Origin of the sequence: Roseovarius aestuarii (assembly GCF_019966515.1) — a bacterium.
Taxonomy (GTDB): Bacteria; Pseudomonadota; Alphaproteobacteria; order Rhodobacterales; family Rhodobacteraceae; genus Roseovarius; species Roseovarius aestuarii.
This window is the reverse complement of sequence record NZ_JAIMIB010000003.1, coordinates 183,684-206,786: the sequence shown is the minus strand read 5'-3', so window position 1 is coordinate 206,786 and position 23,103 is coordinate 183,684. Positions and strand designations below refer to the sequence as shown.

22 protein-coding genes are annotated in these 23,103 nt (G+C 59.8%); 8 read left to right on the top strand and 14 right to left on the bottom strand.

What is annotated here, in order from left to right:
* Nucleotides 1-180 precede the first annotated feature (180 nt).
* The 4 genes from LC334_RS06060 (at nucleotide 181) to LC334_RS06045 (ending at nucleotide 2,561) form a co-directional block, all read left to right on the top strand.
* A complete protein-coding gene (locus LC334_RS06060; RefSeq protein WP_223412898.1) occupies nucleotides 181-492 on the top strand; it encodes a DUF5665 domain-containing protein in 312 nt (103 codons plus the stop codon).
* A 165-nt stretch (nucleotides 493-657) separates the two neighbouring features.
* Nucleotides 658-927, top strand: a complete 270-nt coding sequence (rpsO, locus tag LC334_RS06055) for a 30S ribosomal protein S15 (RefSeq protein ID WP_085799354.1) — start codon at nucleotides 658-660, stop codon at nucleotides 925-927.
* Between the two features lie 118 nt (nucleotides 928-1,045).
* Nucleotides 1,046-1,840 (top strand): MBL fold metallo-hydrolase, encoded by a 795-nt coding sequence (locus tag LC334_RS06050; RefSeq protein ID WP_085799353.1) that lies wholly within the window; start codon nucleotides 1,046-1,048, stop codon nucleotides 1,838-1,840.
* Nucleotides 1,827-2,561 (top strand): SDR family NAD(P)-dependent oxidoreductase, encoded by a 735-nt coding sequence (locus LC334_RS06045; RefSeq protein ID WP_223412897.1) that lies wholly within the window; start codon nucleotides 1,827-1,829, stop codon nucleotides 2,559-2,561. Before LC334_RS06050 ends, LC334_RS06045 begins: the two co-directional genes overlap by 14 nt.
* 48 nt (nucleotides 2,562-2,609) lie before the next feature.
* Here LC334_RS06045 and LC334_RS06040 read toward each other — a convergent pair whose 3' ends face one another.
* Together LC334_RS06040 and LC334_RS06035 are read right to left on the bottom strand one after the other, a co-directional pair.
* Nucleotides 2,610-3,800 (bottom strand): aminomethyltransferase family protein, encoded by a 1,191-nt coding sequence (locus tag LC334_RS06040; protein WP_085799352.1) that lies wholly within the window; start codon nucleotides 3,798-3,800, stop codon nucleotides 2,610-2,612.
* On the bottom strand, nucleotides 3,797-4,951 hold the full coding sequence (locus LC334_RS06035) for an aromatic ring-hydroxylating oxygenase subunit alpha (protein ID WP_085799538.1): 1,155 nt from the start codon (nucleotides 4,949-4,951) through the stop codon (nucleotides 3,797-3,799). Before LC334_RS06035 ends, LC334_RS06040 begins: the two co-directional genes overlap by 4 nt.
* Before the next feature lie 94 nt (nucleotides 4,952-5,045).
* On the opposite strand from LC334_RS06035, the gene LC334_RS06030 reads away from it, so the two are divergent.
* A complete protein-coding gene (locus LC334_RS06030) occupies nucleotides 5,046-5,924 on the top strand; it encodes a LysR substrate-binding domain-containing protein (RefSeq protein WP_085799351.1) in 879 nt (292 codons plus the stop codon).
* Between the two features lie 22 nt (nucleotides 5,925-5,946).
* On the opposite strand, the gene LC334_RS06025 is transcribed toward LC334_RS06030, so the two are convergent.
* The 4 genes from LC334_RS06025 to LC334_RS06010 are packed head-to-tail and all read right to left on the bottom strand — an operon-like array spanning nucleotide 5,947 to nucleotide 8,800.
* Nucleotides 5,947-6,585: a glutathione S-transferase family protein gene (locus LC334_RS06025; protein ID WP_085799350.1), complete on the bottom strand. Its 639-nt coding sequence runs from the start codon at nucleotides 6,583-6,585 to the stop codon at nucleotides 5,947-5,949.
* Nucleotides 6,586-6,620: 35 nt separating this feature from the next.
* A complete protein-coding gene (locus LC334_RS06020; protein WP_085799349.1) occupies nucleotides 6,621-7,085 on the bottom strand; it encodes a CoA-binding protein in 465 nt (154 codons plus the stop codon).
* A gap of 3 nt (nucleotides 7,086-7,088) precedes the next feature.
* On the bottom strand, nucleotides 7,089-7,454 hold the full coding sequence (locus LC334_RS06015; RefSeq protein WP_085799348.1) for a 2Fe-2S iron-sulfur cluster-binding protein: 366 nt from the start codon (nucleotides 7,452-7,454) through the stop codon (nucleotides 7,089-7,091).
* A complete protein-coding gene (locus tag LC334_RS06010; protein WP_085799347.1) occupies nucleotides 7,451-8,800 on the bottom strand; it encodes a selenium-binding family protein in 1,350 nt (449 codons plus the stop codon). The genes LC334_RS06015 and LC334_RS06010 overlap by 4 nt, the downstream gene beginning before the upstream one ends.
* Before the next feature lie 107 nt (nucleotides 8,801-8,907).
* Here LC334_RS06010 and LC334_RS06005 point away from each other — a divergent pair, with 107 nt between their 5' ends.
* Nucleotides 8,908-9,648: an IclR family transcriptional regulator gene (locus tag LC334_RS06005; RefSeq protein ID WP_263286365.1), complete on the top strand. Its 741-nt coding sequence runs from the start codon at nucleotides 8,908-8,910 to the stop codon at nucleotides 9,646-9,648.
* Here the strand turns inward: LC334_RS06005 and LC334_RS06000 are convergent.
* The 7 genes from LC334_RS06000 to LC334_RS05970 all read right to left on the bottom strand — a co-directional run bounded on the left by LC334_RS06000 (nucleotide 9,645) and on the right by LC334_RS05970 (nucleotide 19,494).
* Entirely contained in the window at nucleotides 9,645-10,502 is an 858-nt protein-coding gene (locus tag LC334_RS06000) for an HpcH/HpaI aldolase/citrate lyase family protein (RefSeq protein WP_085799345.1), read from the bottom strand. The two genes, LC334_RS06005 and LC334_RS06000, sit on opposite strands and share 4 nt — an antisense overlap.
* 19 nt (nucleotides 10,503-10,521) lie before the next feature.
* On the bottom strand, nucleotides 10,522-11,706 hold the full coding sequence (locus tag LC334_RS05995) for an iron-containing alcohol dehydrogenase (RefSeq protein WP_085799344.1): 1,185 nt from the start codon (nucleotides 11,704-11,706) through the stop codon (nucleotides 10,522-10,524).
* A gap of 11 nt (nucleotides 11,707-11,717) precedes the next feature.
* Nucleotides 11,718-12,899 (bottom strand): aminomethyltransferase family protein, encoded by a 1,182-nt coding sequence (locus LC334_RS05990; RefSeq protein WP_085799343.1) that lies wholly within the window; start codon nucleotides 12,897-12,899, stop codon nucleotides 11,718-11,720.
* Nucleotides 12,896-15,223 (bottom strand): molybdopterin guanine dinucleotide-containing S/N-oxide reductase, encoded by a 2,328-nt coding sequence (locus LC334_RS05985; protein WP_085799342.1) that lies wholly within the window; start codon nucleotides 15,221-15,223, stop codon nucleotides 12,896-12,898. The genes LC334_RS05990 and LC334_RS05985 overlap by 4 nt, the downstream gene beginning before the upstream one ends.
* Nucleotides 15,220-17,295, bottom strand: coding sequence for an ABC transporter permease (locus LC334_RS05980; protein ID WP_085799341.1), 2,076 nt, complete (start codon nucleotides 17,293-17,295; stop codon nucleotides 15,220-15,222). Before LC334_RS05980 ends, LC334_RS05985 begins: the two co-directional genes overlap by 4 nt.
* Before the next feature lie 3 nt (nucleotides 17,296-17,298).
* The gene (locus LC334_RS05975; protein ID WP_085799340.1) at nucleotides 17,299-18,381 is read right to left on the bottom strand and encodes a quaternary amine ABC transporter ATP-binding protein; all 1,083 of its coding nucleotides are present in this window, start codon (nucleotides 18,379-18,381) and stop codon (nucleotides 17,299-17,301) included.
* Nucleotides 18,382-18,543: 162 nt separating this feature from the next.
* Complete coding sequence (locus tag LC334_RS05970) at nucleotides 18,544-19,494, bottom strand: ABC transporter substrate-binding protein (RefSeq protein WP_085799339.1); 951 nt, start codon at nucleotides 19,492-19,494, stop codon at nucleotides 18,544-18,546.
* A gap of 181 nt (nucleotides 19,495-19,675) precedes the next feature.
* Between LC334_RS05970 and betI the strand changes: the two genes are divergently transcribed.
* Nucleotides 19,676-20,359 (top strand): transcriptional regulator BetI, encoded by a 684-nt coding sequence (betI, locus tag LC334_RS05965; protein WP_085799338.1) that lies wholly within the window; start codon nucleotides 19,676-19,678, stop codon nucleotides 20,357-20,359.
* 1 nt (nucleotide 20,360) lies between these two features.
* On the opposite strand, the gene LC334_RS05960 is transcribed toward betI, so the two are convergent.
* The gene (locus LC334_RS05960) at nucleotides 20,361-21,311 is read right to left on the bottom strand and encodes a DMT family transporter (RefSeq protein WP_223412896.1); all 951 of its coding nucleotides are present in this window, start codon (nucleotides 21,309-21,311) and stop codon (nucleotides 20,361-20,363) included.
* Nucleotides 21,312-21,443: 132 nt separating this feature from the next.
* Between LC334_RS05960 and LC334_RS05955 the strand changes: the two genes are divergently transcribed.
* On the top strand, nucleotides 21,444-23,099 hold the full coding sequence (locus tag LC334_RS05955) for a choline dehydrogenase (RefSeq protein WP_085799337.1): 1,656 nt from the start codon (nucleotides 21,444-21,446) through the stop codon (nucleotides 23,097-23,099).
* Nucleotides 23,100-23,103 lie beyond the last annotated feature (4 nt).

Genomic DNA, 23,103 nt, shown 5'->3' with positions numbered 1-23,103 from the left:
TGACAGAAATTCCTTGATGCGGCCCTATCGTCGCATATCACCCTTAGGATCACGACACCTTAATCCCGACCCGGAAGATATTATGTGCAGGCACGGTTGCGGCGCATCTTGGTTGAAGGCATCTTCTGATTGCACACTAAACAAACCCGCCCCGCAAAAGTGAGTGTCAGGAACCGCCAGATGAAACTAAAAGAAAACAGCCAAGGCAGCGAAATGCTGACCCATAATCAGGCAGCGATGCTGGCCAAGCTCACAACCGAACTGCACGTGATGAACCGGCATCGCTTCATCCGCATGCATAACTCGCTTTGGCGCTTACTGACGTTCAACTTCATGCGCGGATTAGCCTTCGGTCTGGGCTCGGTCATGGGGGCGACAGTATTGTTGTCGATACTGGGCTACTGGCTGGCCCAATTCGAATGGCTGCCGCTTGTCGGCGACTGGCTGGGCGAACTCCGGCGCGAGATCGACCCTAGCCGACCTGATGAATAGCCATATGATGCTGTCGTTCCCTCGGCACGATTTTCGCTTTTCTTTCGCGGCAATATCTCCTATACGCCCTGATCTCTCGGGAGAATCCCGAAAGATATCTCCATAGGACCCTGCTGGACGACATCCCGGCCTGCGCCCTGAACCCTTGAATATAAGGAGACCCCGATGTCGATTACAGTCGAAGAAAAAGCCCGCGTAATGAAAGATTTCGCAACCAAGGAAGGCGACACCGGCTCGCCCGAAGTACAGGTTGCCATTCTGACCTCGCGGATCAACACGCTGACCGAGCATTTCAAAACCCACAAGAAAGACAACCACGGTCGTCGCGGGTTGCTGAAAATGGTGGCACAGCGTCGTAAGCTTCTGGACTATCTGAAAGGCAAGGAAGAGGCGCGTTACCGTGACCTGATCCAACGCCTCGGCATCCGCCGCTAATCCAGTCCTAGCGTCGAATTCAAACCGCGTCCCGCACACGAACCGGGGCGCGGTTTTCTTTTGCGCACCCCGCAGATAGTCTGGCAGAGTCAGCGCTATCGCGGGGAAAGGAGTGGCCATGCCCAAACACGTCGCTCAGGACTGGTACGAATGTCGGGCCTTGCGGGACGGCGTTTCCCGGATCCACGAGATTCACATAGCCGATTGGTTACGCTGCAATATCTGGCATGTCCGCGGGCGCGACCGCGATCTGATCATCGACACCGGCATGGGGCTGCGGCCGCTGACCCGTGAAATTGCCTTGCTGTCCGAACGACCTATCACCGCAATCATGACCCATTCGCATTTCGATCATGCCGGCGGGATGCACGAATTCAGCGATCGGTGCGGGCACCGGTCCGAGGCCGCGATCATCGCCGACCCGACCGCCGCAAACACTGTGGCCGACGCTGGCTATGTCCGCGCCGAAACCTTTTCGGCCCTGCCCTACGAAGGGTTTACACATGAACATTATCGCGTGCGCCCCGCCCCTCTGACACGGCTTCTTGATGAAGGCGATGTGATCGATCTTGGCGACCGTGTCTTCAAGGTCTTTCACCTGCCGGGCCATTCACCCGGTTCCATCGCGCTTTATGAAAAAGCGACAGAAATCCTATTCAGCGGTGACGTGGTCTATGATGGTGCCCTGATCGACGACCTCTATCACTCCGACCCCGACTTGTTACATGAATCGCACACGCGCCTGAAAGAACTGCCGGTCGCAACCATTCACGGCGGGCATTTCCCGTCATTCGGGCGTGACCGGATGATCGACCTTATCGACGAATACAACGCGGGCGGCCTCAGGATTGGCGATGCCAGCGCATGGATCGAAGGCGAAATGGGGAACGATACATCTGATGCCAAGCCCTGACCAAAAGACCGCGATCGTGACTGGCGGCCTTGCCGGGATCGGTCTCGCGATTGCGCAAGCGCTGGCACAGAACGGATTTCGCGTCGCCCTCGGCGCGCGGCGCGCGGATGATCCGGCGCTTCAGGCCCGGATACGTGATCAGATCGGCGCGGACGCGATCATTCACAGGCTTGATGTTTGCCGCGAAAGCTCGGTCGAAGATTTCTGTCAGATGGTTCGTGCGGAAACCGGCAGCATTGATGTGCTTGTCAACGCGGCCGGGATATCGGTTCACCAAACGGTCAGCGGGCATGATCTGCGGGACTGGCAGGATGTAATCAACACAAACCTGACCGGGCCGTTCCTGATGACGCGGGCCTGTCTGCCCGGCATGATTGCTGCAGGCTGGGGACGGATCGTCAACATCGCCTCGACCGCCGCGCGCACGGCCGTGGCTGACTACCCGGCCTATTGCGCATCGAAATCCGGGTTGTTGGGGCTGACACGGGCCGTCGCCCTCGAAGGCGCGCCGCATGGCGTCACCTGCGTGGCGGTCAGCCCGACCTGGGTGGAAACCGACATGCTGCGCCAGAGCGCTGAAATCATGGCAAAATCCGCAGAGCGCTCGACCGAGGACGAGATTGCAGCATTGGCGAAGGCGAACCCGCAGAACCGGCTGGTCCAACCGGGTGAAATCGCGGCCTTGGTGGCGTTTTGTGCTCTGACGCCGCGCCCGCGCTAACGATGGAGGATATCTCCGTCAACGCAGGCGCGCATTGGTAAGGTTGGCTCAGCCAGATCTTTCGGGAATATCCACAAGTTTTCCGCGCGGGATCGCGCAGGCCCGGTCATAAAACGGCATCTCGCAGAGGGTCGCGTCATGCATCTGCCCGTCGGTGCCTTCGACTCGTATCTGCGTACCGGCTGCGGCCTCATCGCTGTCCATCAACGCCATGCCAATGCCACGCCCCAGATAGGGTGAGATCGCGCCGCAGGTGATGCGCCCGGCGACGTCCTTCTGCCATTCCACGCGGCCATTCACCATCGGCTGACCATCCTGACAGATGATTCCATGCAGGCGTTTAGTTATCGAAGCGGCTTCGAGCGCAGCCTTGCCGATGAAATCGCCCTTGTCCGCCGCAACAAACCGCCCGAGGCCCACGTCATAGGGTGTCGTAGTCCCATCAAAATCCGATCCGGCGTTCAGGATACCAGCCTCGATCCGGCGGATATTCATCGAATCCAACCCGAAAATCTGTAATCCGTGCGGCGCGCCCGCTTTGCTCAGATGCGCCCAGAGCGCGTCGGCATCGTGATGCGGTTCGGTATAGAATTCCCAACCCAGCTCGTTGGTATAACCGGTTCGTGTGATCCACACGGTTTGCCCGCCGAAATCGACCTGCGCGCCGCCGAAATAGGTGAAGGGGTCGGGCATGCCTCCCGTTGCCGCATCGGCCAGGATCGCCATTGAATTCGGCCCCTGTACTTGACTCACGTAGACCTGTGGATCGCTGATCGTCACGTCCATGCCCTTGGCGTGCGCCCGCGCCCAGTTGACGAAATCCCCATCGGCCTGCGCATACCAGAACCGGTCCTGTGCCAGCCGCAAGAACACGCCGTCGACAATCAGCCCGCCATTATCAAAGCAGGCAATGCCATAGCCGCAGCGACCAGGTTTGACCTTCCTGACGTCGTTCACGAAGAGATAATCCAGCAGTTTTTCTGCATCCGGACCGCGAAATTCCAAAGGCCATTCGCCGGTATGCAAAAGCGCCGCCCTGGTTCTGAGCAGCCAGTACCCCTCCTCCGTGGGCAGGGCATCCAACTCGCAGGCCATAAGACGACGGTTGTAGACACAATAATGCGGACCCAATGGGCGTTCGTGCTCAAAGTAAGGATGCCGATCAATGCCAAAATCCCAACCGGCACCGGGCATCGTGGTCACCAGATCGCGGGTCTTACCGTCACTGGAGCACTTCATGGCGCATAGTCCGGATCAAGCTTGGCGCCAAGCGCCTCTGCCACAAGATTCTGAAAATGATGAACCGCATGTTCGCTGAGTTCCGTCAATCCTTCGTCCACCACGAACCGGCCCTGATTGTACCCGCTTGATTTCAGGCCCTTCTGCACGCTTTCGCACAGGCCGATATCCTCGGGCTGCAACACGTCGATCTGGTAGGTGATCGCATCGCGCAACTGGTCGGTCACGACCCCGTCCTTCACGAACCAGTCCTGAAACTCGACACAACGCTCTGGTGCGGTCGGATTCATTTGTAGCACCGACAGGTTCGCCTCGCCGGGATAGGCCCAGATGGTGAAGTTGGGCCAGACGAACCACCCGGCATAGCCGAAATCCACCTCCCCCGGCTGGAAGGAGTACGCCCGGCTGTTCAGCGTCTTGGGGTTACCTGCGCACTGGCTGGAATAAAGCCCACAGGTAATCGTGCGATAGCTATCCATATCGACCAGATCGACAAAATCCTTATGCGCCGGCGCACAGTGATAGCATTCAAGGAAATTGTCGACGAGGACCTTCCAGTTGGCTTCGACCTCGTAACTGTCGCGCTGCGCGAATTGCAGGTCGTCCACCGATGGCACGAAATGGCGGATTTCCTTTTCCAACTCCCCCATCTGGTCAGCAAACGGCGCGGCCTGCGCATCGAGGTTGACCAAAACCAGACCGCAAAAGACCTCGACCTTCACAGGTTTGAGCGAAAATTCCTCTTTCCGAAAGCCCTGCACATTTTCCGTGTTGCGCGCCGCCTTCAACGTGCCGTCAAAATCAAACGCCCAGGCGTGATAGGGGCAAGTGATAATGTTTTTCCTGCCGGTTCCACTGACCAGTTCATGCCCCCGATGCGGGCAGACATTATAAAACGCATTCAACTCGCCGGTGCGGCTGCGCGCGACAAAGACATTCTGGTCGTGAATTTTCACGGTCAGAAACTGGCCGGACTCGGCAACCTGGCTGACATGTCCGGCATAGTACCAGGTCTTGAAGAAGATCGCCGACTTCTCGGCCTCCCAGATTGCATGGTCATGATAAAATCGCGCGGGAAGGGTATACGAGTTCTGCGGATCAGCTCGAAACGGCGCATCGCCCGGCATCAGATTCAGGATCGGTAATGTCATCAATGCCTCCTTTGGATTCGTTATTGACATTAGATCAGATTGATCACCAAGCTTTCAAACGCGCAATTCTATGGATTTTGATTTAGCTTAGCTAATGTCACTACACAATCTACCCCCGCTTGACCTGCTAGAACCCTTCGAGGCCGCGGCCCGCCACGGCAGCTTTACCCGCGCCGCCGATGAGCTTGCGGTGACCCAGTCGGCAATCAGCCAGCGGGTACGCAAGCTTGAAGACCTGATTGGTCTCAAGCTGTTCGAGCGGCATCACCGCGCGATTGAACTGACCCCGGAAGGACGCGAACTGCTGAACGGCGTCACCGTTGCGCTCAGGCACCTGACATCGGCTACGCAGGGCTTGCGCCAGCAAGGGGGGCGGCCACGGATCAAGCTTGGCGTCGATACCTCCATCGCACAGTTGTGGTTGCTACCGCGATTGAAACGCATTCTGTCGCAAGAGCCGTCGTTTGATGTGGACCTGACCGTCAGCGACATCGAAAACGACGCCCTAAACACCGATGTGGCCATCCTGCATGGCGACGGAAACTGGCCCGGCTACACGGCAAAGCTCTTGTTCGCGGATGAAATATTCCCCGTCTGTGCGCCTGATTATCTGAACCGGCACCCGATCACCTGCGCGCAGGACCTGCTGACCGCCGATCTGATCGACCTCGACTATATTCACTGGAACTGGATCAACTGGAGCATCTGGTTCGCCGAAGCTCGGTTGGCGTCGCCACACGCCCGCATCCTGCTCCGCACAAATTCCTATTCCGCGCAGCTTGATGCGGCCCGTGCAGGTCTGGGTGTCGCTCTCGGTTGGAGTCATCTACTGGAAGAGGATTTGCAAAATGGTGCGCTGATCCGGCCCATTCCCGACAGCGTCGGCACAAAATTCGGATATTACGTCTTGTGCCGCGACGGAGCGGACAGCATCGCCCGAGACATTTCGCAACATTTGCTGCGATCGGCTTGAACAAGGCTGCGGGCACATGATTTCAGTATTCAGGGTTTTCGATCCACGGCTGATAGACCCGTTGAACACTTGGCCGCTGCACCACCAGATCGGCAATGCGCCTGACGTTGGGAAATTCGTCAATCGCCGGATGTCCCTTTGCCTGTCGCAGCCACGTCGTCAGCATGAAAAGATAGATGTCAGCCGCGCTGAAGCTTTGCCCCAGCACCCATTCATTGTCGCCAATCTGATCGTCGATGATGGTCCAGGTCTCCCTGAGACGCCGAGCGCCCCGCCGCACCGCGCTTGATTCCTCCGCCGGGGAGTCGGCAAACCGGTCCGGGTAGTAGGTGAGTTGATAGGCGTTCTGGATGGAGTTGGAGAAGTACACAAGCGTCTGCAGATAAAGCGCGCGGGCCGGATCATCCACTGCAGGCGCAAGCTGCGCCTCGGGGTGGCGGTCACAGAGAAATATCGTGATCGCGGCAGCCTCATACATCGCGCCGCCATCCCATGTCAGCACCGGCACCCAACCATTGGGGTTGATCGCAAGCTGTTCCAGCGGACGCGGCTTGCCGCTCTCGACCGAGGTTTCGAGCAGTTCATAGGGCGCGCCGATCTCTTCCAGCAGAACCCGCATGCCCATGGATGCGCTCTTGAGTGCGTAAAACAGTTTGTACATGCTGCTTACCCTCCGGGGTGTTGTTGCCCGCGCCCCTAGATCTGCAGATCCAGTCTTGGTTTCCAGAAGGGGCGGAAAAGTTCGATCTTGGGGCAGCGGTTCATGACGACTTTCAGCCCGGCCTCTTCGGCGAGGCGGGCGGCCTTGTTGTCATAGACGCCGATCTGACCCCAGAGCACCTTGGCGCCGATGTCGATGGCCTGTTCGGCAAAGCCGTAGAGTTCCTCCTTGGGGCGGAAGACCTCGACCATGTCGACAGGGCGGTCGATCTCGGCCAGGGAATGATAGACCTTGATGCCGCGGATCTCGGTGACCTTGGGATTGGGGTTGACGGGGATCATGTCATAGCCGGTCTCATGCAGGACCCGGAGCACACCATAGCTGAACTTGGTCTTGTCGGCGCTGGCGCCGACCATAGCGATGGTTTTGGCCGATTTCAGGATCTCGGCCAGATAAGCCGGGTCGTAGTCATAAAGATCGTCAAGAGCGGTGGCGGGCATGGATCAGACATCCTTTGGTGTGGCTATATCGGCTTTGAGCTCGTGGGGCTTCAAAGGGTCGAGGAAAGGGTTGCGGTAGAGCGCCCCGTGGCTTTCCACCCCGATTTCCAGCGTGATATCCGAGATGGGCCGGGCGACGCAGAGGATCACATACCCGTCATTGATCTGCCGGTTGTTGAGCGCCACCTGGCGGCGCTGATCCACCTCGCCCGCGATCAGCTTCGCCGCGCAGGTGATGCAGCCGCCGTATTTGCAGCCATAGGGCAGATCGACACCCTGTTCTCGCAGACTATCCAACAGTGGCCGCCGGGTACTAACCTCGTAGACAGCATCGTCCCGGTTGGCGATTGTAACTGTGTGGGTGCTCATAACCAGATATCGCTTGTGCAGTCGCCACCCGGGTAGCGGGCCTCGTGACAGCGGGAGGGGCCGTTTGGTTCCTTGCCGAAGTCGACAATGAAGTCCGGATTGAGGGCCATGCCGCCGTTTTCCGGATCGCAGTCGATCATCACCATGACGCCGCCGCGCTGGCGGATTTCCGGGTAGAACTGGTTGTCCCAGGTGCTGAACAGGCTGGTGGTGACATAGAGCCTGTGCCCATCAAGGCTGAGCTGGAACATCTGCGGCCCTCCGGCCATCGTCACGCCGTTGACCACCGGCGCCTTACCCAGAAGCCCGCCCATCCAGACCTGACCGGTCAGCACCGGGTTATGCGGATCGCTGATATCGTATTGCCGCATGTCACCATGCAGCCAGTTATTGAGGTAGAGGTATTTGTCATCCATCGACACCAGAATGGCCGACATCACCCCCGGCACCGGGATCGGCCAATCGGGGTGCGGCTCGTTCTCGACGTCGATGATCTTTTCCCATTGCCACTTGCCCGCATCATCCTTCCACCAGTGGATGACGTTCGAACTCAGTGCCGCGCCGCAGAACCCATGCGTGCTGTCGGGATCATGGTGGAACTTCACCTCCAGCGGGATCAGCCCATCCTCGCCCAGATACATGCTTTCAATCGGTTCGCGCTTCTCGAAATCCCAGAAATGCAGCTCGCGACCGTATTTCAGGTGGCCGACCTCCTCCAGATCGAACCCGGGCATGAAGGTGTTGGGCGCAGCCCATTCGCTGCTGACCATCACGTTGTGGCGCGGCTGATACCAGAAATCGTAGCCGAACTTGATATCGCCCATTGAGTTCTCCCAGCGGCCGACGATCTCGAACTCTTTGTTGAGATGTAGATAGCCCCCCGGTGCCTCGCCTTTGGCGTCCCCCAGGAAAGAGATGATGATCTCTGACCCCAGACAATGCACGGTGTGGGGACCACTGAGGTCGGCCTTGGCCTTGATCTCGGCCCCGTCGATCACCTTGTGCAGCCGTGGTGCGTGCGGATCAGTGGCGGTGTCGACAATATGCAGGTTGTTCGACCGCACCCCCGGCAGGATCAGGTATTTGCGGGACATCGATCCGTCATCATGGCAGGACGAACAGGCGTTCCAGCCCATATGGTGCAGCTCGTCACCGATCCCCGGCATTTCCAGCCGGTGAATGACCTGGCTGTATGTCGGGCTGTCGGGGTCCACATCCACCGTCGCCAGGTAATCCGGCTTCTGAATGCCCGTCCCGGTGTAGATCGCAATCGTATAGAGCAGCTTCTCACGAGGCGCCTCAATCGCCGCCGCCGGAGACGCATAACCCGGTCCACAACATTCCATCCCTGCTCCCCTCGCATGATTCGCTGTTATTGACTTCCCTCTATGAGTTTTATTACATGAGACAAATGTCTGTAAAGTGAGATTGCAAAATGCATCTTGACCGCCTGATGACAGTTTTGGAAGCCGTCGCTATTTCCGGACGCGCGGTCGCCGCGCCGGAAGTGCAGCTTGCGACCGGCCTTCCGCGCCCCACCTGTTATCGGCTGCTGCAAAGCATGGCAGAGAACCGGCTGCTGGATGAGCCAGAACCGGGTCGGTATCTGGTGGGTGAACGTATGATGCGGCTGGCGCTTCTGGGGACGCCGGATGTCGATGTCTGCCAGGCCGCCGCGCCATCACTGCGTGACGCGGCGGATCACTATGGCGAGGCAATGTTCCTGTCACGCTACCGTAACAAGGGGGTCGAAATTATCCATGTCGAAGTCCCTGGTGATGCCAAGCGATCCTTCGTTCACCCCGGTCTGGGCTATCGCCCAATGCATGCCTGTTCTTGCTCCAAAGTAATCGCCGCCTTCACTGAAGACGGCTTTCGCGAGGAAATCCTTGCCGGGCCGATGCGCAGCTACACGCCCAATACCAAACAAGACCCCGAGATCCTGCGAGCCGAATTCGCGGCCATTCGGCAGGCCGGTTTTGCCGAATGCGTAGAAGAGATCGAACTGGGTGTTTCCTCGGTGGCCGCGCCAATCCGGATTGGCAATATCGGCGCGACGTTCAGCATCGGCGCCACCGGTCCGGTGCGGCGTTTCACCGACAAACGGCGCGCCGAGATTGGCAAAGACCTGTGTGCTCTGGCCGCAAAAGTGGCGCTGGCGTTGCAGATACATGGGGCCGCGCAGGCCGGTTAGCTTGCCATCCTGTCGGCAATCGCAACGATACGGTACATATCGCGCAGGACGGGTTTTTCGATCAGCTTGCCATCGATCACCACAAGGCCGGTATCGGCGGCTTCGAATTCGGCAATGATCCGGCGGGCACGAGCGATCTGGGTATCCGAGGGTGTGAACACTTCGTTCAGCGCCGCGATCTGTTTCGGATGGACCGAGCCCTTGCCGGCAAAACCCAGATCACGCACCTTTTCCGCCTCGATGCGCATGCCTTCAGGATCGTCGAGGTCGAGGAACGGCACATCGATCACGTCGAGGCCCGCCGCCGCCGAGGCATGAACAACGCGGGACCGCGCATATATCATGGACTCGAACGTGTTCTGGCACCGCAGTTCCGCTGCCATGTCCACGCCACCAAAAAACATCGCGTCGATCCGGTCAGAACACCTAGCAATCTCGAAGGCCGCCTCCAGCCCCTCGTTTGTCTCAATGATTACATGCAGGCGCGTGGCATGCCCGGCCTCGCTCAGAAGCTGATCCAGCATCACCACCTCATCCGGTGTGCGCACTTTCGGCATCATCAGCGCCGGCGGCGGCGTATCGGTGGCAAGCACCGCATTCACATCCTCGATCCCGAACCGCTCACGCATCGAATTGATCCGCACGATCCGCTCCACCCCATCATCTGCTTGTGGCTCTGCAAACAGCGCCAGAGCCTTTTGCCGGGCCTCCGCCTTGTCCTTCGGCGCAATCCCGTCCTCCAACTCGACGCAGACGATATCCGCACCACTGGCCAGCGCCTTGGGAAACATCTCAGGCCGCAATCCCGGTGTGAAGATGAAACTGCGCCGGGGGCGAGGGGTGCGGGGGGTCATTAGCTCTCTTCCAATCAGGTTAGCGCGCTTTGGCGATGGCGGTTTCTACAAGTGTGCGCATCTCCTCAGGGCTGGCAGTTCGGGGGTTCGTGCCCGCGGCACTATCCAGCATCGCCTTTTCAGCAATACGTCCAGCACAATCCGCGGGAACGCCGATTTCGTTCAGCGCATGCGGGATCCCGATGTCATCAAGTATCCGTTCGATCTCGGCAATAAAGCCCTCGACCGAGGCATCGCCAAGCCCCATTGCATCGGCCATCCGCGGCACCTTGTCTTCCATGCCCGGCAGGTTGTAGCGCAACACGACAGGCAGGATGATCGCATTGGTCAGTCCGTGCTGGGTGTTATACTCAGCCCCCACCATGTGAGAGATCGCATGAACCAGCCCCAGCCCCTGCAGAAACGCGACCCCAGCCAGGCACGACCCCACCAGCATGCCGCCGCGCGCCGCGACATTTTCCGGCTCCCGCATGACGACAGGCAGCCAGCGCGAGATCAGGGCAAGCCCCTCCAGCGCCATGCCATCGCAGAGCGGGTTGAACCCCGGCACGCAGTAGGCCTCGATCGCGTGGGTCATCGCATCGGCGCCGGTCCACGCGGTCAGGTTGGCGGGCAAGCCCACGGTCAGTTCCGGATCAAGCAGCGCCAGCGCGGGCCGCAGATCGGGGTGGTCGGCACAGAACTTCATACCCGCTTCCACATCGGTGACCATGGCGGTGGCTTCGGTTTCAGCCCCGGTGCCTGCGGTGGTGGGTATGGTGATCAGGGTTGGAAAAGCCTGATCCGGGCCGATTGTGGGAACCGGTTTCTGGTAATCGAAATCCCGGATACTGACTTCGTTATTCGCCGTCAGGCAGACGGCCTTGCCGCCATCCATCGCGCTGCCGCCGCCGATAGCAATGATCGCATCATGCCCGCCATCGCGAAACGCATCCCGCCCGGCGCCGATCTCGTCATCGCGCGGGTTCGGAGAGATGTCGCAGAAGAGGCCGGACCGAAGTCCGGCATCGGTCAGAAATGCCTGCAACCGGCCAACAAAAGGCAGATCGCGGCTGCCATGATCGGTCACAATCAGCGGATTGCGCAGCCCCATCTCGGCGCAGCGCGTGCCGATTTCGGACAAACGACCCGGGCCATAGGCGATCGGCACCGGGAAAATCCAGTCTTGCGGCGCCAGAAGGTCGGCTTCTGTGTTGGTATGCATGGCTGTTCCTCTCAGACCGCCGGACGCTCGGGGATGGTACGATCCACGCCGCGCACGATGTTCTTCTCGCGGTCAAAGAACGGCACTTCGACGATCTGGCCCGCGTGCACGGTGCCGTCCGGAAGCCGCATCGACAATGTTCGGCCCACCCAGTCACCAGGGGATCGAAAGTGGACATAGCCCACCCCCAGCCCCAGCGTCGGCGACGGAATGCCCGCCGTGATCCGGCCCACCACCATATCGCCGTCGATCACATCGCTACCCGCCGCCGGGGTTTCGGTCTCGCAGGTCAGGCCAAACAGACAAGATCGCGTGTCCTTGCCCACCAGTGCCTCACGCCCAATGAAATCGCCCTTGCCCATGTCGATGAACGGCGCCAGGCCCGCCTCGAACGGGGTCATATCCGGCGTCATGTCCGTCAGGTTGCCCAAAATGCCGCCCTCGATCCGCCGGATGGTCAGCGCCCGGGTCGAGGAAAACTCCATACCATGCGGTGTGCCGCAGGCCATCAGAAGATCCCAGAGCGCTAAGTGATCAGTGTTCGGCCCGTCACAGTAAATCTCGTATCCCAACTCGTTGGTAAATCCGGTGCGCGACACATAAAGTTGCTGCCCGCCGAGGTCGTAATAGCCCGACCGGAAGTATTTCAGCGTCTCGTCGATGGCCCCGCCCGAGGCCGCATTCATGATCGCCATCGAGGCCGGTCCCTGGATCTGCAACACGCGGCTTTCAGGGTCCGAGATGGTCACGTCAAACCCGCCGGAATGGGCCAAAAGCCAGGTCTCGAACGGGCCATCGGCCTGCACGTACCAGAACCGGTTTTCGCCCAGCCGGAACATCACCCCATCCATGAAAACCCCGCCCTGAGGCGTGCAGGCGATGGCGTAATAGCCGCGGCCTTGCGTCATGGTGGCGACCTTGCGGGCAAAGATCTTTTCAAGAAACGGCACCACGTCCGGGCCTGATATCTCGACCGGCTTTTCCGGCACGTCGAAGATCAGCGCCTTCTGGCGAAGGCACCAGTATTTATCGAGGTAATCCTCGCCGATGAAAATCGGGAAATAGCGCCCGGCATAGACGCCGCGGATCATTTCCGGGCAGTCGGTGCGGGCGATAAACGGCGATTCCTCGAACCGGCGGGCACTGATCGAGACGTTGTTTGACAGGTCGGAGGCTTCCTGCAGGTTGCTCATGTCTGAACCTCTGGGTCGTTTGGTGTTGGTCTGATAATCACTGGCGGCTCATGGGCGGTGACCAGCGGCGGGGCCCCGGTGAAACGCTCGATCTCGATCAGGCAGGAATGCGCGCTTGGCCCCTGACCCAGTTTCGAGGTGCCCTTGTCGCGGGTCAGCACATTGGGGTTGCCGTGTTTGCACATCCCCGCCGCATCCGGATCGTACCAGGCACCGGTGCTCATCTGCACCACGCCGGGGCGCAGCTGCGCGTCAATCACCACGCCCCCCAGACAGGCCCCGCGATCATTGAACAACCGCACGATGTCGCCATCCTTCAGCCCGCGCGCGGCGGCATCATCGGGGTGGAGATGCACAGGCTCGCGCCCGGCCACTTTCTTGGCGCGGCTCACGCCGCCATGGTCGAACTGCGAATGCAGCTTGTCCTTCGGCTGGTTCGAGATCAGGTGCAGCGGATAGCGATCCGCATTGCCCAGCCATTCATAAGGTGCGCGCCAAACCGGATGGCCGGGGCAATCGTCATAGCCGAAATCGGCAACGGTTTTCGAAAATATCTCGATCCGGCCACTCGGGGTGCTCAGCGGATGCGCCCGCGGGTCGGCGCGGAAATCGCTCAGCATGATCACCGGATCGGGCGGATCGTCGAGCTTGAACCAGCCTTTTTCAAGCAATCTGTCGTAATCGGGAATGTCGATCCCTTTAGCCTTGGCCTGTGCCTGCGTCTGATCGTAAATCCGGCGCTGCCAGTCCGCCGCGCTGCGCCCTTCGCTGAACGCTTCTTCCACGCCCATCTCGCGGGCGATACCGGCAAAAATCTCGAAATCGTCGCGGGCCTGACCGTAAGGCTCGGTCAGTTGCGACATCGCCACCACGTAAGGGTCGCGCGGGGTCATCGCGATATCCTGCCGCTCCAGCGGCGTGGTGCAGGGCAGCACGATATCGGCGCGCTTGGCAAGGCTGTTCCAGCACCATTCATTGACGATGATGGTCTCGGGCTTTTGCCAGGCCCGCATCATCAGGTTCAGGTCCTGATGATGGTGAAACGGGTTGCCGCCCGCCCACCAGACCAGCCTTGTATCGGGGTATTCATAACGCCCCCCGTCGAAATCGAACGGCTCGCCCGGGCGCATCAGCAAATCGGTGATCCGGGCGACGGGGATGAAGTCATCGACCGCCTTCCTGCCTTGCGGCAAGGACGCTCCGGGCAGGATAGTGAATTTGCCACCGATGAAATTCATCGCGCTGTAGCCGAAACCGAACCCGCCGCCGGGCAGCCCGATCTGCCCCAGCATCGCGGCCAAGGCGATCGCCGCCCAGAACGGTTGTTCGCCGTGATCCTGCCGGGTCAGCGACCAGCTTACGGAAATCATCGTGCGTTCGGCCGCCATGCGCCGGGCCAGCGCACGGATGGTGTCGGCAGGGGTCTCGCAAATCTCCGCCGCCCAGTCCGCGGTTTTCGGAACCCCATCACTGTCGCCCATCAGATAGGGCAGGAACTGGTCGAACCCCACGGTATAACGATCGAGAAAGCCCGGGTCGCTCAACCCCTCAACCTGCAGCGTATGGGCCAGCGCCAGCATCAGCGCCACATCGGTATTGGGCCGCAGCGCCAGCCAGTCACCGCCGACCTCGTCCAGCAGGTCGGATTTCAGCGGGCTGATATTGACGAAATGAATGTCGGCCTTGCCCGCCGCAAGCAGCCCGTCGCGTTGAATATGACACCCTGTTCCACCCTGGCTGATCTGCCCGTTTTTCAACGGCACACCGCCGAAACTCACGAACAACTTCGTGTTGTCGCGGATCACTTCGTAGCTGGTGCAGGTATCCAGATAGGCGCGGAAACTGCCCAGGATATGGGGTACCATCGCCTCAGCCGCAGCAAAGGAGTAGGTAAATTTCGATCCGGTGAAACCGCCGATGCAATTCAGGAACCGTTTGAGCTGGCTTTGCGCGTGGTGAAACCGCCCGGCACTCGCCCAGCCATAAGAACCGCCGAAGATCGCGCGGTTACCGTGGGTCTTGCGCACGCGGGTAAGTTCCGCCGCCACCAGCCTGTTGGCCTCGTCCCAGCTGACCTCGACAAAGGCATCGCTGCCGCGCAGATCGGGGCGCGTGCCGGGCCCGCCCTCAAACCAGCTTTGGCGTATCATTGGCGCATCGACACGGGTGGGCCCGTGCTGCACCTCCAGAATGCCCGGCCCGATCAGCGACGGATCGCGATCATGCTCGAACGGCAGCAATTCCTGCACCCGGCCATTGCTGACCCGGGCGCGATAGGTGCCCCAGTGCGAGCTTGTCAGCGGCAGGTCTTCATGCTTCGTCATTCGACACCCAGCCCCAGTTCTTCCTGGCGCCTGCGACTCCAGGCGTGGGTCATGCGATCGGTTATGATGGCGATGATGGCCATGCCGATCCCGGCGATGATACCCACGCCGAAATCCCCATCGCTGAGGCCGATATAGACAATCTGCTCCAGCCCATTGGTGCCCACAAGCGCCGCGATCACCAGCATCGCGATACCGTACATGATGGTCTGGTTCAGCCCCAGCATCATCACCGGCAGGGCCAGCGGAATCTTGACCTGCCACAGCATTTGCCGGTTCGTGGCGCCGATCATCGTCGCGGCCTCGATCACGTTTTCCGGCAGGCTGCGCAGCCCGTGTTCTGCATAGCGGATCGCCGGTACGATTGCATAGGCGATGATCGCCAGCAGGGCAGTGAATTCCCCGATCTTGAAGATCATTACGAAGGGGATCAGCAGCACGAAAAGCGGCATGGTCTGAAGCGTGTCGTTGAAAGGCCGGATGATCGTCGACACGGTGTCGTTATGCGCGGCCCAGATGCCGATGGCCGTCCCCAGCGTGAACGAGATGAGCACTGCGATCCCGCACAGGTAGACCGACAGCATCGCCTCTGGCCAGATGCCAGTGACGACGATGAACCCGAGGCCCAATGCCGTCCCCAGCCCCAGGGCCCGCCCGCCGATCTTCCACGCTGCGATGGCGCAGATCAGGAGAAGCGCGGGCCAGGGCATACCCGTCAGGCCAAAATAGATCACGATTGCGAAGAGAAGGATGGCAATGCCGGTCTTGGCCCTGCCGCGAGAAGCCGCCCAGACCGCCAGCGCAAACATGACGGCTGCATAGGCGATCTTGATTGGCAGGGTCAGCTCAAACCCCCAGGTGAACGGGCTGACCGCGCCCTGCAATCCGATCTTGGTCGGCAGCATCACGAAGAAGAAGGCCAGTTTCTTGATCGTCTCGATCTGATCCCTGAAGTTCACGACCAGATAGGTCAGCCCCTCATTCATCGCCCTGGCAGGGCTGATTTCCCAGTTGCGGGGCCATTCATTGAGGATGCCGATGATCTGGGCCAACACGAAAAACAGCACGGCCCCCAACAGTGCGACGACCCAATAGCGGTGCCGTTGGGCAAAGCTCTTGTCGTCGGGATCATAGTCGCCGGACCGGGCGGCAAGCCCCGCAGTCACACGGTCGATCACCATCGCCATCAGCGCGATCACGATGCCCGCCAGCAGGCTTTCGCCAAACTGTGCCTTGCGGATGGTCGACAGCACCTCCCATCCGATATCTGCGGTGCCGCCGATGATCGAGGCAATGATCACCATGCTGAGCGAGGCCATTGTCGCCTGATTGACGCCTAACAACAGCTGCCTGAGCGACGACGGCACACGCACCTGCCAGAAAAGCTGTGCCGGTGTGGCCCCCGACATCAGCCCGCTTTCGATCACCTCGGGCGATACCCCCCGCAGACCTACGATGGTGTTCCGAACCATCGGCGGAAAGGAATAAAGCACGCTGGCGATCAGTCCCACCACGGTTCCGAAGCCAAAAAGCATCAGAATGGGCAACAGATAGGCAAAGGACGGCACGGTTTGCAGCACATCCAGCATCGGCATGATCGCGCGTTCGGCACGGTTCGAAAAGAAGCCCCAAACGCCAAAAATGAACCCCACCAAGATGGCCAGCGGGACCGAGATGGCGACCAGCGACAGCGTGTTCATGCTCTCGCTCCAGTAACCGATAACGAGCATGTAAAGCAGTGCCAGAAGCGTAAATGCCGCCAATTTCCACCCGGAGGCCGCCCAGGCGACGGTGCAGAACAGGAAAGCCGTCACTGACCATGGCAGCGCATTGAGCACGAACCGAACCGCCTTGATTGGCCATTCCAGCAGCCAGGAGATTCCAAGGAAAAACCAGCCCAGATAGGTGACAACCCAGTCCATGATCGCGTTCAGCCAATCAGAGATGGGCAGGATCAGATCCTTGGGATATTTGGCCATCCAGGTCAATTCGCCCTGAAGCGCGAGACATATGAGCGTCACGCAGATCACGCCCAGCCAGTGCAGATCATTGCGGGTCAAGTTGAAGCGCATGACCTATCCTTCCTGCACGGAGGAGTCGGTGGCACAGCCCGCTGCGAGGGCCGCAGCCAGACCGCGTGCAGTTGCCACGCCAAGGGTCGTGCCGTCGCTCGCCTCGACGACGACGCCGCCATCGTTCCCGGCCAGTCTGGGCAGCAGGGTTTCCACCAGCGTCCCCTCGGAGACCCGGCCCTGATCGGCGCTCTGGCTGACCCCGTCCTCCAGAATATCCTCGGCGCGTAGAATACGCTCCCACGGCACATCCTGGGTGAACTCGCGCACATAGTCGTCGGCGGGGTTCAGGATCAGGTCAATCGGGCGGCCGATCTGCACCACGGCCCCGTCGCGCATGATCGCCATACGATCGGCAATGCGCAGCGCCTCCTGAAAGTCATGGGTGATGAAGACGATGGATTTGTGCAGTTTCGACTGGATGCGCAGAAACTCGTCCTGCATCTGCTTGCGGATCAGCGGATCAAGCGCCGAAAACGGCTCATCCAGAAACCAGACATCAGGCTCAACCGCAAGGGAGCGCGCGATGCCCACACGCTGCTGCTGTCCGCCTGACAATTCCTTGGGGAAGTTGTTTTCACGACCTTCAAGCCCCACGAGTTCGATCACCCGCTCGGCCTGGGCGTACCGCTCGGCCTCGTCGATGCCCTGCAGCTTGAGCGGGAAGGCAATGTTATCGATCACGTTGAGATGCGGCATCAGGCCAAAGCTTTGAAACACCATGCCCATCTTGTGGCGGCGGATGTCGATCAGTTCCTCGTTCGACTTCTTCAGCAGGTCCTCACCATCCAGAAGCACTTCACCGGCAGTCGGCTCGACCAGTCGCGACAGGCACCGCACGATGGTGGACTTACCCGACCCGGAAAGACCCATGATCACGAAGATCTCACCGACATGAACATCGAAACTGACATCGGCATTGGCGACGATATGGTCGGCCTTGCGAATGGTATCGGCATGCTGACCCGCGTCTGCTACGTGCCCCTGGGTGCCTTCGAAAAACTGCCCCGGCTGCGCGCCGTAGATCTTCCAGACATTCCGGCACGACAGCTTAATCTCGTTATGATCACCTCTTTGGGTTTTCATGCGATACTCCGATAGAAGGGGCCCGGTTTTGCAATCCACAGGTCCGGCCATACCTCCTGAAACCGTCGCCGGTTTGGTCAGCTCTGGCAAATGAAATCTGGCTAGTGATCGGGGCGGCCAGTCAATAAACCCGCCCCGATCCAAAGCAATGCACCACCAGGGTTATTGCATCGCCTCGTCGATCCAGCGCTGCCACTTGGCCTCGTTATTCGCCAGCCACTCGGCAACGACCTCGTCCAGATCACGACCCTGATTGTCCACCGCCAGGATTGCGGCGTTCTGTTCCTCATTGGTCTGAGAATAGAGCGACAGCATCTTGTAGGCGGCGGGCCATTTCTCCTCGAAACCACCCCAGACAACCTTTTCGACGCTGGCCTGCTGGAAACCACAGGCCGTATCGCGTTCCTGCGCTTCCTCGACACATTCGCCCTCAACCGGATTCCATTCCACCCAGTTGAGATCGAGATCGGCAAAGATCCAGTGCGGTTGCCAGATCATCATCAGGATCGGATCACCTGCGGCATAGGCCGATTGCAGTTCAGCCATCATTGCGCCCTCACTGCCCCCCGCAACCGCGTTATACGGCAATTCGATCCCGGCCACGATATCGCGCGAACGGGTGCCCCAGTCCGCCGGATAGGTGATCAGGCGGCCATTCGGGAATGTCTCTGCCGTGGCAAAGGCCTGGGCGCAGTCATAAAGCGCCTGATAGCCGGGCAGTCCCGGACATTTTTCTTCCATGTAGGGCGGATAGATCCAACCTTCGCGCGGCTCCAGACCCAGATCGCCCAGCACGACGATATCCCCGGACTCGACGGCCTTGGGGTAAAGATCACCGATATTGTTGGTCCACACCTCGGCCTGAAAATGCAGATTGCCCTGCGCCAGCCCGGCATGTTGCGGCAGCGCGCCCGCGCTGACATATTCGATGTTATAGCCCATCTTCTTGAGCAACTCGCCCGCAATTTTTGTCGATACATGCTGCCCGGTCCAGTCATTCAATATGACTTTGATGGCATCATCGCTTTCCGGAACGTCAGCCGCAATGGCCGCACCTCCGGACACAAGTAACGCGACGGCGGCGCCCCGCGCGGCGTTCAAAATCTTTTCCATGTTTCCTCCCGTTTTTCAGATGCGATGCGCGATTCTCTTGTCGACGCGCGATCATCTCTGGTCTTATTGTTCGAAAAACTTACCATTAGAAAGTTTTTTGTGTCAACGGTTGAATATTTCTGTCTTTCCGTCCACAATTTACACGAGAAAGCAGCACCCGTTTCAGCGAGGCCCCTATCCAATGCGATCCACTTCCATCCGCTCGATCAGACGTGCTGAACTGTCCCGGGCAGCGTTCGAGGCCGTTGTCAGATACGGGCTGCGCGGGACGACGCTGGACAAGGTTGGTGAAATCGCCGGGGTGTCGAAAGGCGTTGTTCTACATCACTTCAAGGATAAAAGCGCGCTGCTAGAAGCCGTGTTTCGCAGGTCGAATTCTTTGCTAAGCGAATCCGCAGTCGAACTCTACCGATATGCCGAAACCCCTTATGAGCGGTTCTGGGCCATCATTGTCGCCAATTTCTGCGATACGATCTTCAACCGCCGGGTCTGCCAGGCCTGGGTCTCGCTGATCTCGGAGGTACCGCATAACGACCAGTGCCAGCGCATCCAGTACGCGTGCAACGAGCGCATCCGGACCAACCTGGAACATGAACTCAAGCATTTCCTGTCACCGGATGACACCAAGCGCACCGCCCGTCATCTGGGCATGCTGATTGACGGGGTATGGGTGCGGGCTGGCCTGATGCCTGATCGCCTGACCAGCGCCGAGGCTATTTCCGAGATGGAATATGCGGTCGCAAAGCTGCTTCCCTATGACGAGATCAGCGCCACCAAACACAAAGAAGCGCGCAAGAAGATCGAAACCATCGCCGACATCGCGCTTGGCTCCAAGGCATTCAAGGAAAAGTCACTTCAGGTATAGCTCATCGCCGCGCGCGTAGCGATGCGATCGGCTCCAGCAGGCTTGCGCCTGCGATCAGAACCACGCCGACGGCTTCGCGCATCCCAAACGGCTCTCCCGCCAGTAGCGCGGCCGATATGGCACCGACCACGATTTCGGTCATGAAGAGCAGCCCCACGACACCGGGATTCAGAAATTTCGGCCCCCACAGCGATGCATAGGTACCGGGGATGACCAGCAGCAGCATGAAAATGAGCAGCACCGGCAAGGCCGGACGCACCTGATCGAAAGACGGAATATGTCCCGGCGCCAATAGCAGTGCGACGCCCGCCGACAGGATCAGACCCCAAAGGAAAAACCCGACGGTCAGATCAATGGACGCAAACGCTCCTTCATAAATTCGGATACGTACCATCGTAATCGCCCAGAAGAACCCGGCCGCCAGCCCCAGCCAGTCACCAGCATTCTGCGGCACCGGAAAACTCACGCCCAATCCGAACATGGTCAGCATGCCAATCAGCGCCATGCCCATCGCCGCGATACGAATTGGCGTGATCCGCTCCTTCAGCACGGCGCGCGCCAGAAGGATGCTCCAGATCGGCATCAGATAGAACAGAACCAGCGCGCGGACGACGTCAGTCAGGACGATGGATGCGGAATAGAATGTCAGTGCGGCACCACTTGCCAGAACGGTGATCTGGAATGCCAGGCCACCACGATGGATATTGCGCCAGCGCAGCAACAGGATCGGCAGCATCAAAACGGCAGGAACCAGGAAGTAGACGCTGGTGATCCACAGGCTGTGTAATCCGGCCTCCTCCAGACCGCGCAGCGGGATCCAGAACAACCCCCAGACCGCCCCGGCATACAGGCAGGAGAGCCTTGCCCGTGTTTCAATCGAAAAACCCATCAAGGCCCGGCGCCCTTTCTTCGTGACCGGGGCGGGTCCGACAAAAAGAACACCACCCTGCACCATTACTGACTTTTGGTAAGTTTATTGTCAATTAGTAAGATTATGGATACGATAGTCCAGAAGCACCTGGCCCGACAGCCATCAAACTGCGCGTTTTCGCCTGGGCCAACCCTGAACTAAAAGAGTGCCGGAATGGACTTTGACTATATCATCGTGGGCGCGGGATCGGCGGGATGTGTTTTGGCCAACCGCCTGACGAGTGACGGGGAAAACAGCGTTCTGCTGCTTGAAGCAGGCCCGGAGAACACGGCGCTTTCCCTGAAAATGCCTGCCGCGGTGCTATCAAACCTCAACAGCACAAAACACAACTGGGCCTTTCAGGGCGAGCCCGAACCCGAGCTGAACGGACGGCAAATTCAGCATGATCGCGGCAAGACCCTTGGCGGATCGTCCTCGATCAACGGCATGGTGTTCATCCGCGGCCACGCGCTGGATTACGAAGGCTGGCGGCAAGCCGGGTGCGCGGGCTGGGGCTATGCTGACGTGTTGCCCTATTTCAAACGGATGGAAACCTATGGCGGCGGCGGCGATGACTTTCGGGGCGACAGCGGCCCGCTGCATGTGCATCGCGCGGCACCGCAAGACCCGCTGACACTGGCCTTCCTCAAAGCCGGGGAAGAGGCCGGTTATCCCGTGTCGGAAGACATCAGCGGGTATTGTCAGGAGGGTTTCGGCGTCTCGGACCGCACCGTTTTCAAGGGCGAACGCTGGAGCACCGCGCGCGCCTATCTCGATCCGGCCCGCACCCGGCCCAACCTGACGATCATGACCCGGACGCGTGTGCAGCACCTGGTCTTCGATGGGGGACGCGCAGCCGGAGTGACCTACCGCGAACCCGGCGGCAAAACCATTACTGCCCACGCCGGAAAAGAGGTGATCCTGAGCGCGGGCGCGGTTGGCTCTCCACACCTTCTGATGCTGTCGGGGGTCGGTTCCGCAGCCCATCTCCAAGCGTTGGGCATAAACGTGGTGCACGACCTGCCCGGGGTCGGCCAGAACCTGAACGATCATCCGGATTTCGTGCTTAAATACAACTGCCTGAAGCCGGTATCATTCTGGCCGAAAACCAGGCCGCTGGCAAAGCTCGCCGCAGGGCTTCAGTGGATGCTGACCCGGCGCGGCATCGTCGCCTCCAACCTGTTCGAGGCGGTCGGGTGTATCCGCTCTGGCCCGGGGGTGGAATACCCTGACCTGCAGATTATCATCTCGCCCATCGCGGTTGACGACACGACGTGGGAGCCGCTGAAACAACACGCGTTCCAGATCCATGTCGGCCTGATGCGCGCCCATAGCCGGGGCAAGATCGAACTGCGCTCGGCTGATCCTGCCGACCCGCCGCGCATTCTGGTGAATTACCTGAAGGACAGCCGCGATCGCGCACTGATGCGCAAGGGCATACGGCTGGTGCGCGACATCGTCGAACAGCCTGCATTTGCCGATCTTAAGGGTGACGAGATTTTCCCCGGCGATGCGGCGCAATCAGATGCCGATCTCGACCATCTCCTGAACACCCATACCACCACCCAGTGGCACCTGTCCTGCACCGCCCGGATGGGCGAGGCGACCGACAAAAGTGCGGTGGTCGATGCCAGCGGCCGCGTGCACGGGCTGTCCGGGCTGCGGGTGGTCGACGCGTCAATCATGCCTTTCGTTACCAATGGAAACACCAATGCCCCCACGATCATGCTGGCCGAAAAGCTAAGCGATGACATTCTGGGCCGCGCCCCCCTGCCCCGGATCGAAGCGGATGTCTGGCACAATCCAAACTACGAAACGTGCCAGCGCTGAGATA

What these genes read in the sequence shown, in the direction of transcription:
- LC334_RS05980 (WP_085799341.1), bottom strand. Translation starts at nt 17,295, where the DNA reads ATGCGCTTCAACTTGACCCGCAATGATCTGCACTGGCTGGGCGTGATC.
- LC334_RS06045 (WP_223412897.1), top strand. Translation starts at nt 1,827, where the DNA reads ATGCCAAGCCCTGACCAAAAGACCGCGATCGTGACTGGCGGCCTTGCC.
- LC334_RS06060 (WP_223412898.1), top strand. Translation starts at nt 181, where the DNA reads ATGAAACTAAAAGAAAACAGCCAAGGCAGCGAAATGCTGACCCATAAT.
- LC334_RS05975 (WP_085799340.1), bottom strand. Translation starts at nt 18,381, where the DNA reads ATGAAAACCCAAAGAGGTGATCATAACGAGATTAAGCTGTCGTGCCGG.
- LC334_RS06000 (WP_085799345.1), bottom strand. Translation starts at nt 10,502, where the DNA reads ATGACCCCCCGCACCCCTCGCCCCCGGCGCAGTTTCATCTTCACACCG.
- LC334_RS06040 (WP_085799352.1), bottom strand. Translation starts at nt 3,800, where the DNA reads ATGAAGTGCTCCAGTGACGGTAAGACCCGCGATCTGGTGACCACGATG.
- LC334_RS06005 (WP_263286365.1), top strand. Translation starts at nt 8,908, where the DNA reads ATGACAGTTTTGGAAGCCGTCGCTATTTCCGGACGCGCGGTCGCCGCG.
- LC334_RS06020 (WP_085799349.1), bottom strand. Translation starts at nt 7,085, where the DNA reads ATGCCCGCCACCGCTCTTGACGATCTTTATGACTACGACCCGGCTTAT.
- LC334_RS06030 (WP_085799351.1), top strand. Translation starts at nt 5,046, where the DNA reads ATGTCACTACACAATCTACCCCCGCTTGACCTGCTAGAACCCTTCGAG.
- LC334_RS06010 (WP_085799347.1), bottom strand. Translation starts at nt 8,800, where the DNA reads ATGGAATGTTGTGGACCGGGTTATGCGTCTCCGGCGGCGGCGATTGAG.
- LC334_RS05990 (WP_085799343.1), bottom strand. Translation starts at nt 12,899, where the DNA reads ATGAGCAACCTGCAGGAAGCCTCCGACCTGTCAAACAACGTCTCGATC.
- rpsO (WP_085799354.1), top strand. Translation starts at nt 658, where the DNA reads ATGTCGATTACAGTCGAAGAAAAAGCCCGCGTAATGAAAGATTTCGCA.
- LC334_RS06025 (WP_085799350.1), bottom strand. Translation starts at nt 6,585, where the DNA reads ATGTACAAACTGTTTTACGCACTCAAGAGCGCATCCATGGGCATGCGG.
- LC334_RS06015 (WP_085799348.1), bottom strand. Translation starts at nt 7,454, where the DNA reads ATGAGCACCCACACAGTTACAATCGCCAACCGGGACGATGCTGTCTAC.
- betI (WP_085799338.1), top strand. Translation starts at nt 19,676, where the DNA reads ATGCGATCCACTTCCATCCGCTCGATCAGACGTGCTGAACTGTCCCGG.
- LC334_RS05955 (WP_085799337.1), top strand. Translation starts at nt 21,444, where the DNA reads ATGGACTTTGACTATATCATCGTGGGCGCGGGATCGGCGGGATGTGTT.
- LC334_RS05995 (WP_085799344.1), bottom strand. Translation starts at nt 11,706, where the DNA reads ATGCATACCAACACAGAAGCCGACCTTCTGGCGCCGCAAGACTGGATT.
- LC334_RS05985 (WP_085799342.1), bottom strand. Translation starts at nt 15,223, where the DNA reads ATGACGAAGCATGAAGACCTGCCGCTGACAAGCTCGCACTGGGGCACC.
- LC334_RS05970 (WP_085799339.1), bottom strand. Translation starts at nt 19,494, where the DNA reads ATGGAAAAGATTTTGAACGCCGCGCGGGGCGCCGCCGTCGCGTTACTT.
- LC334_RS06050 (WP_085799353.1), top strand. Translation starts at nt 1,046, where the DNA reads ATGCCCAAACACGTCGCTCAGGACTGGTACGAATGTCGGGCCTTGCGG.
- LC334_RS06035 (WP_085799538.1), bottom strand. Translation starts at nt 4,951, where the DNA reads ATGACATTACCGATCCTGAATCTGATGCCGGGCGATGCGCCGTTTCGA.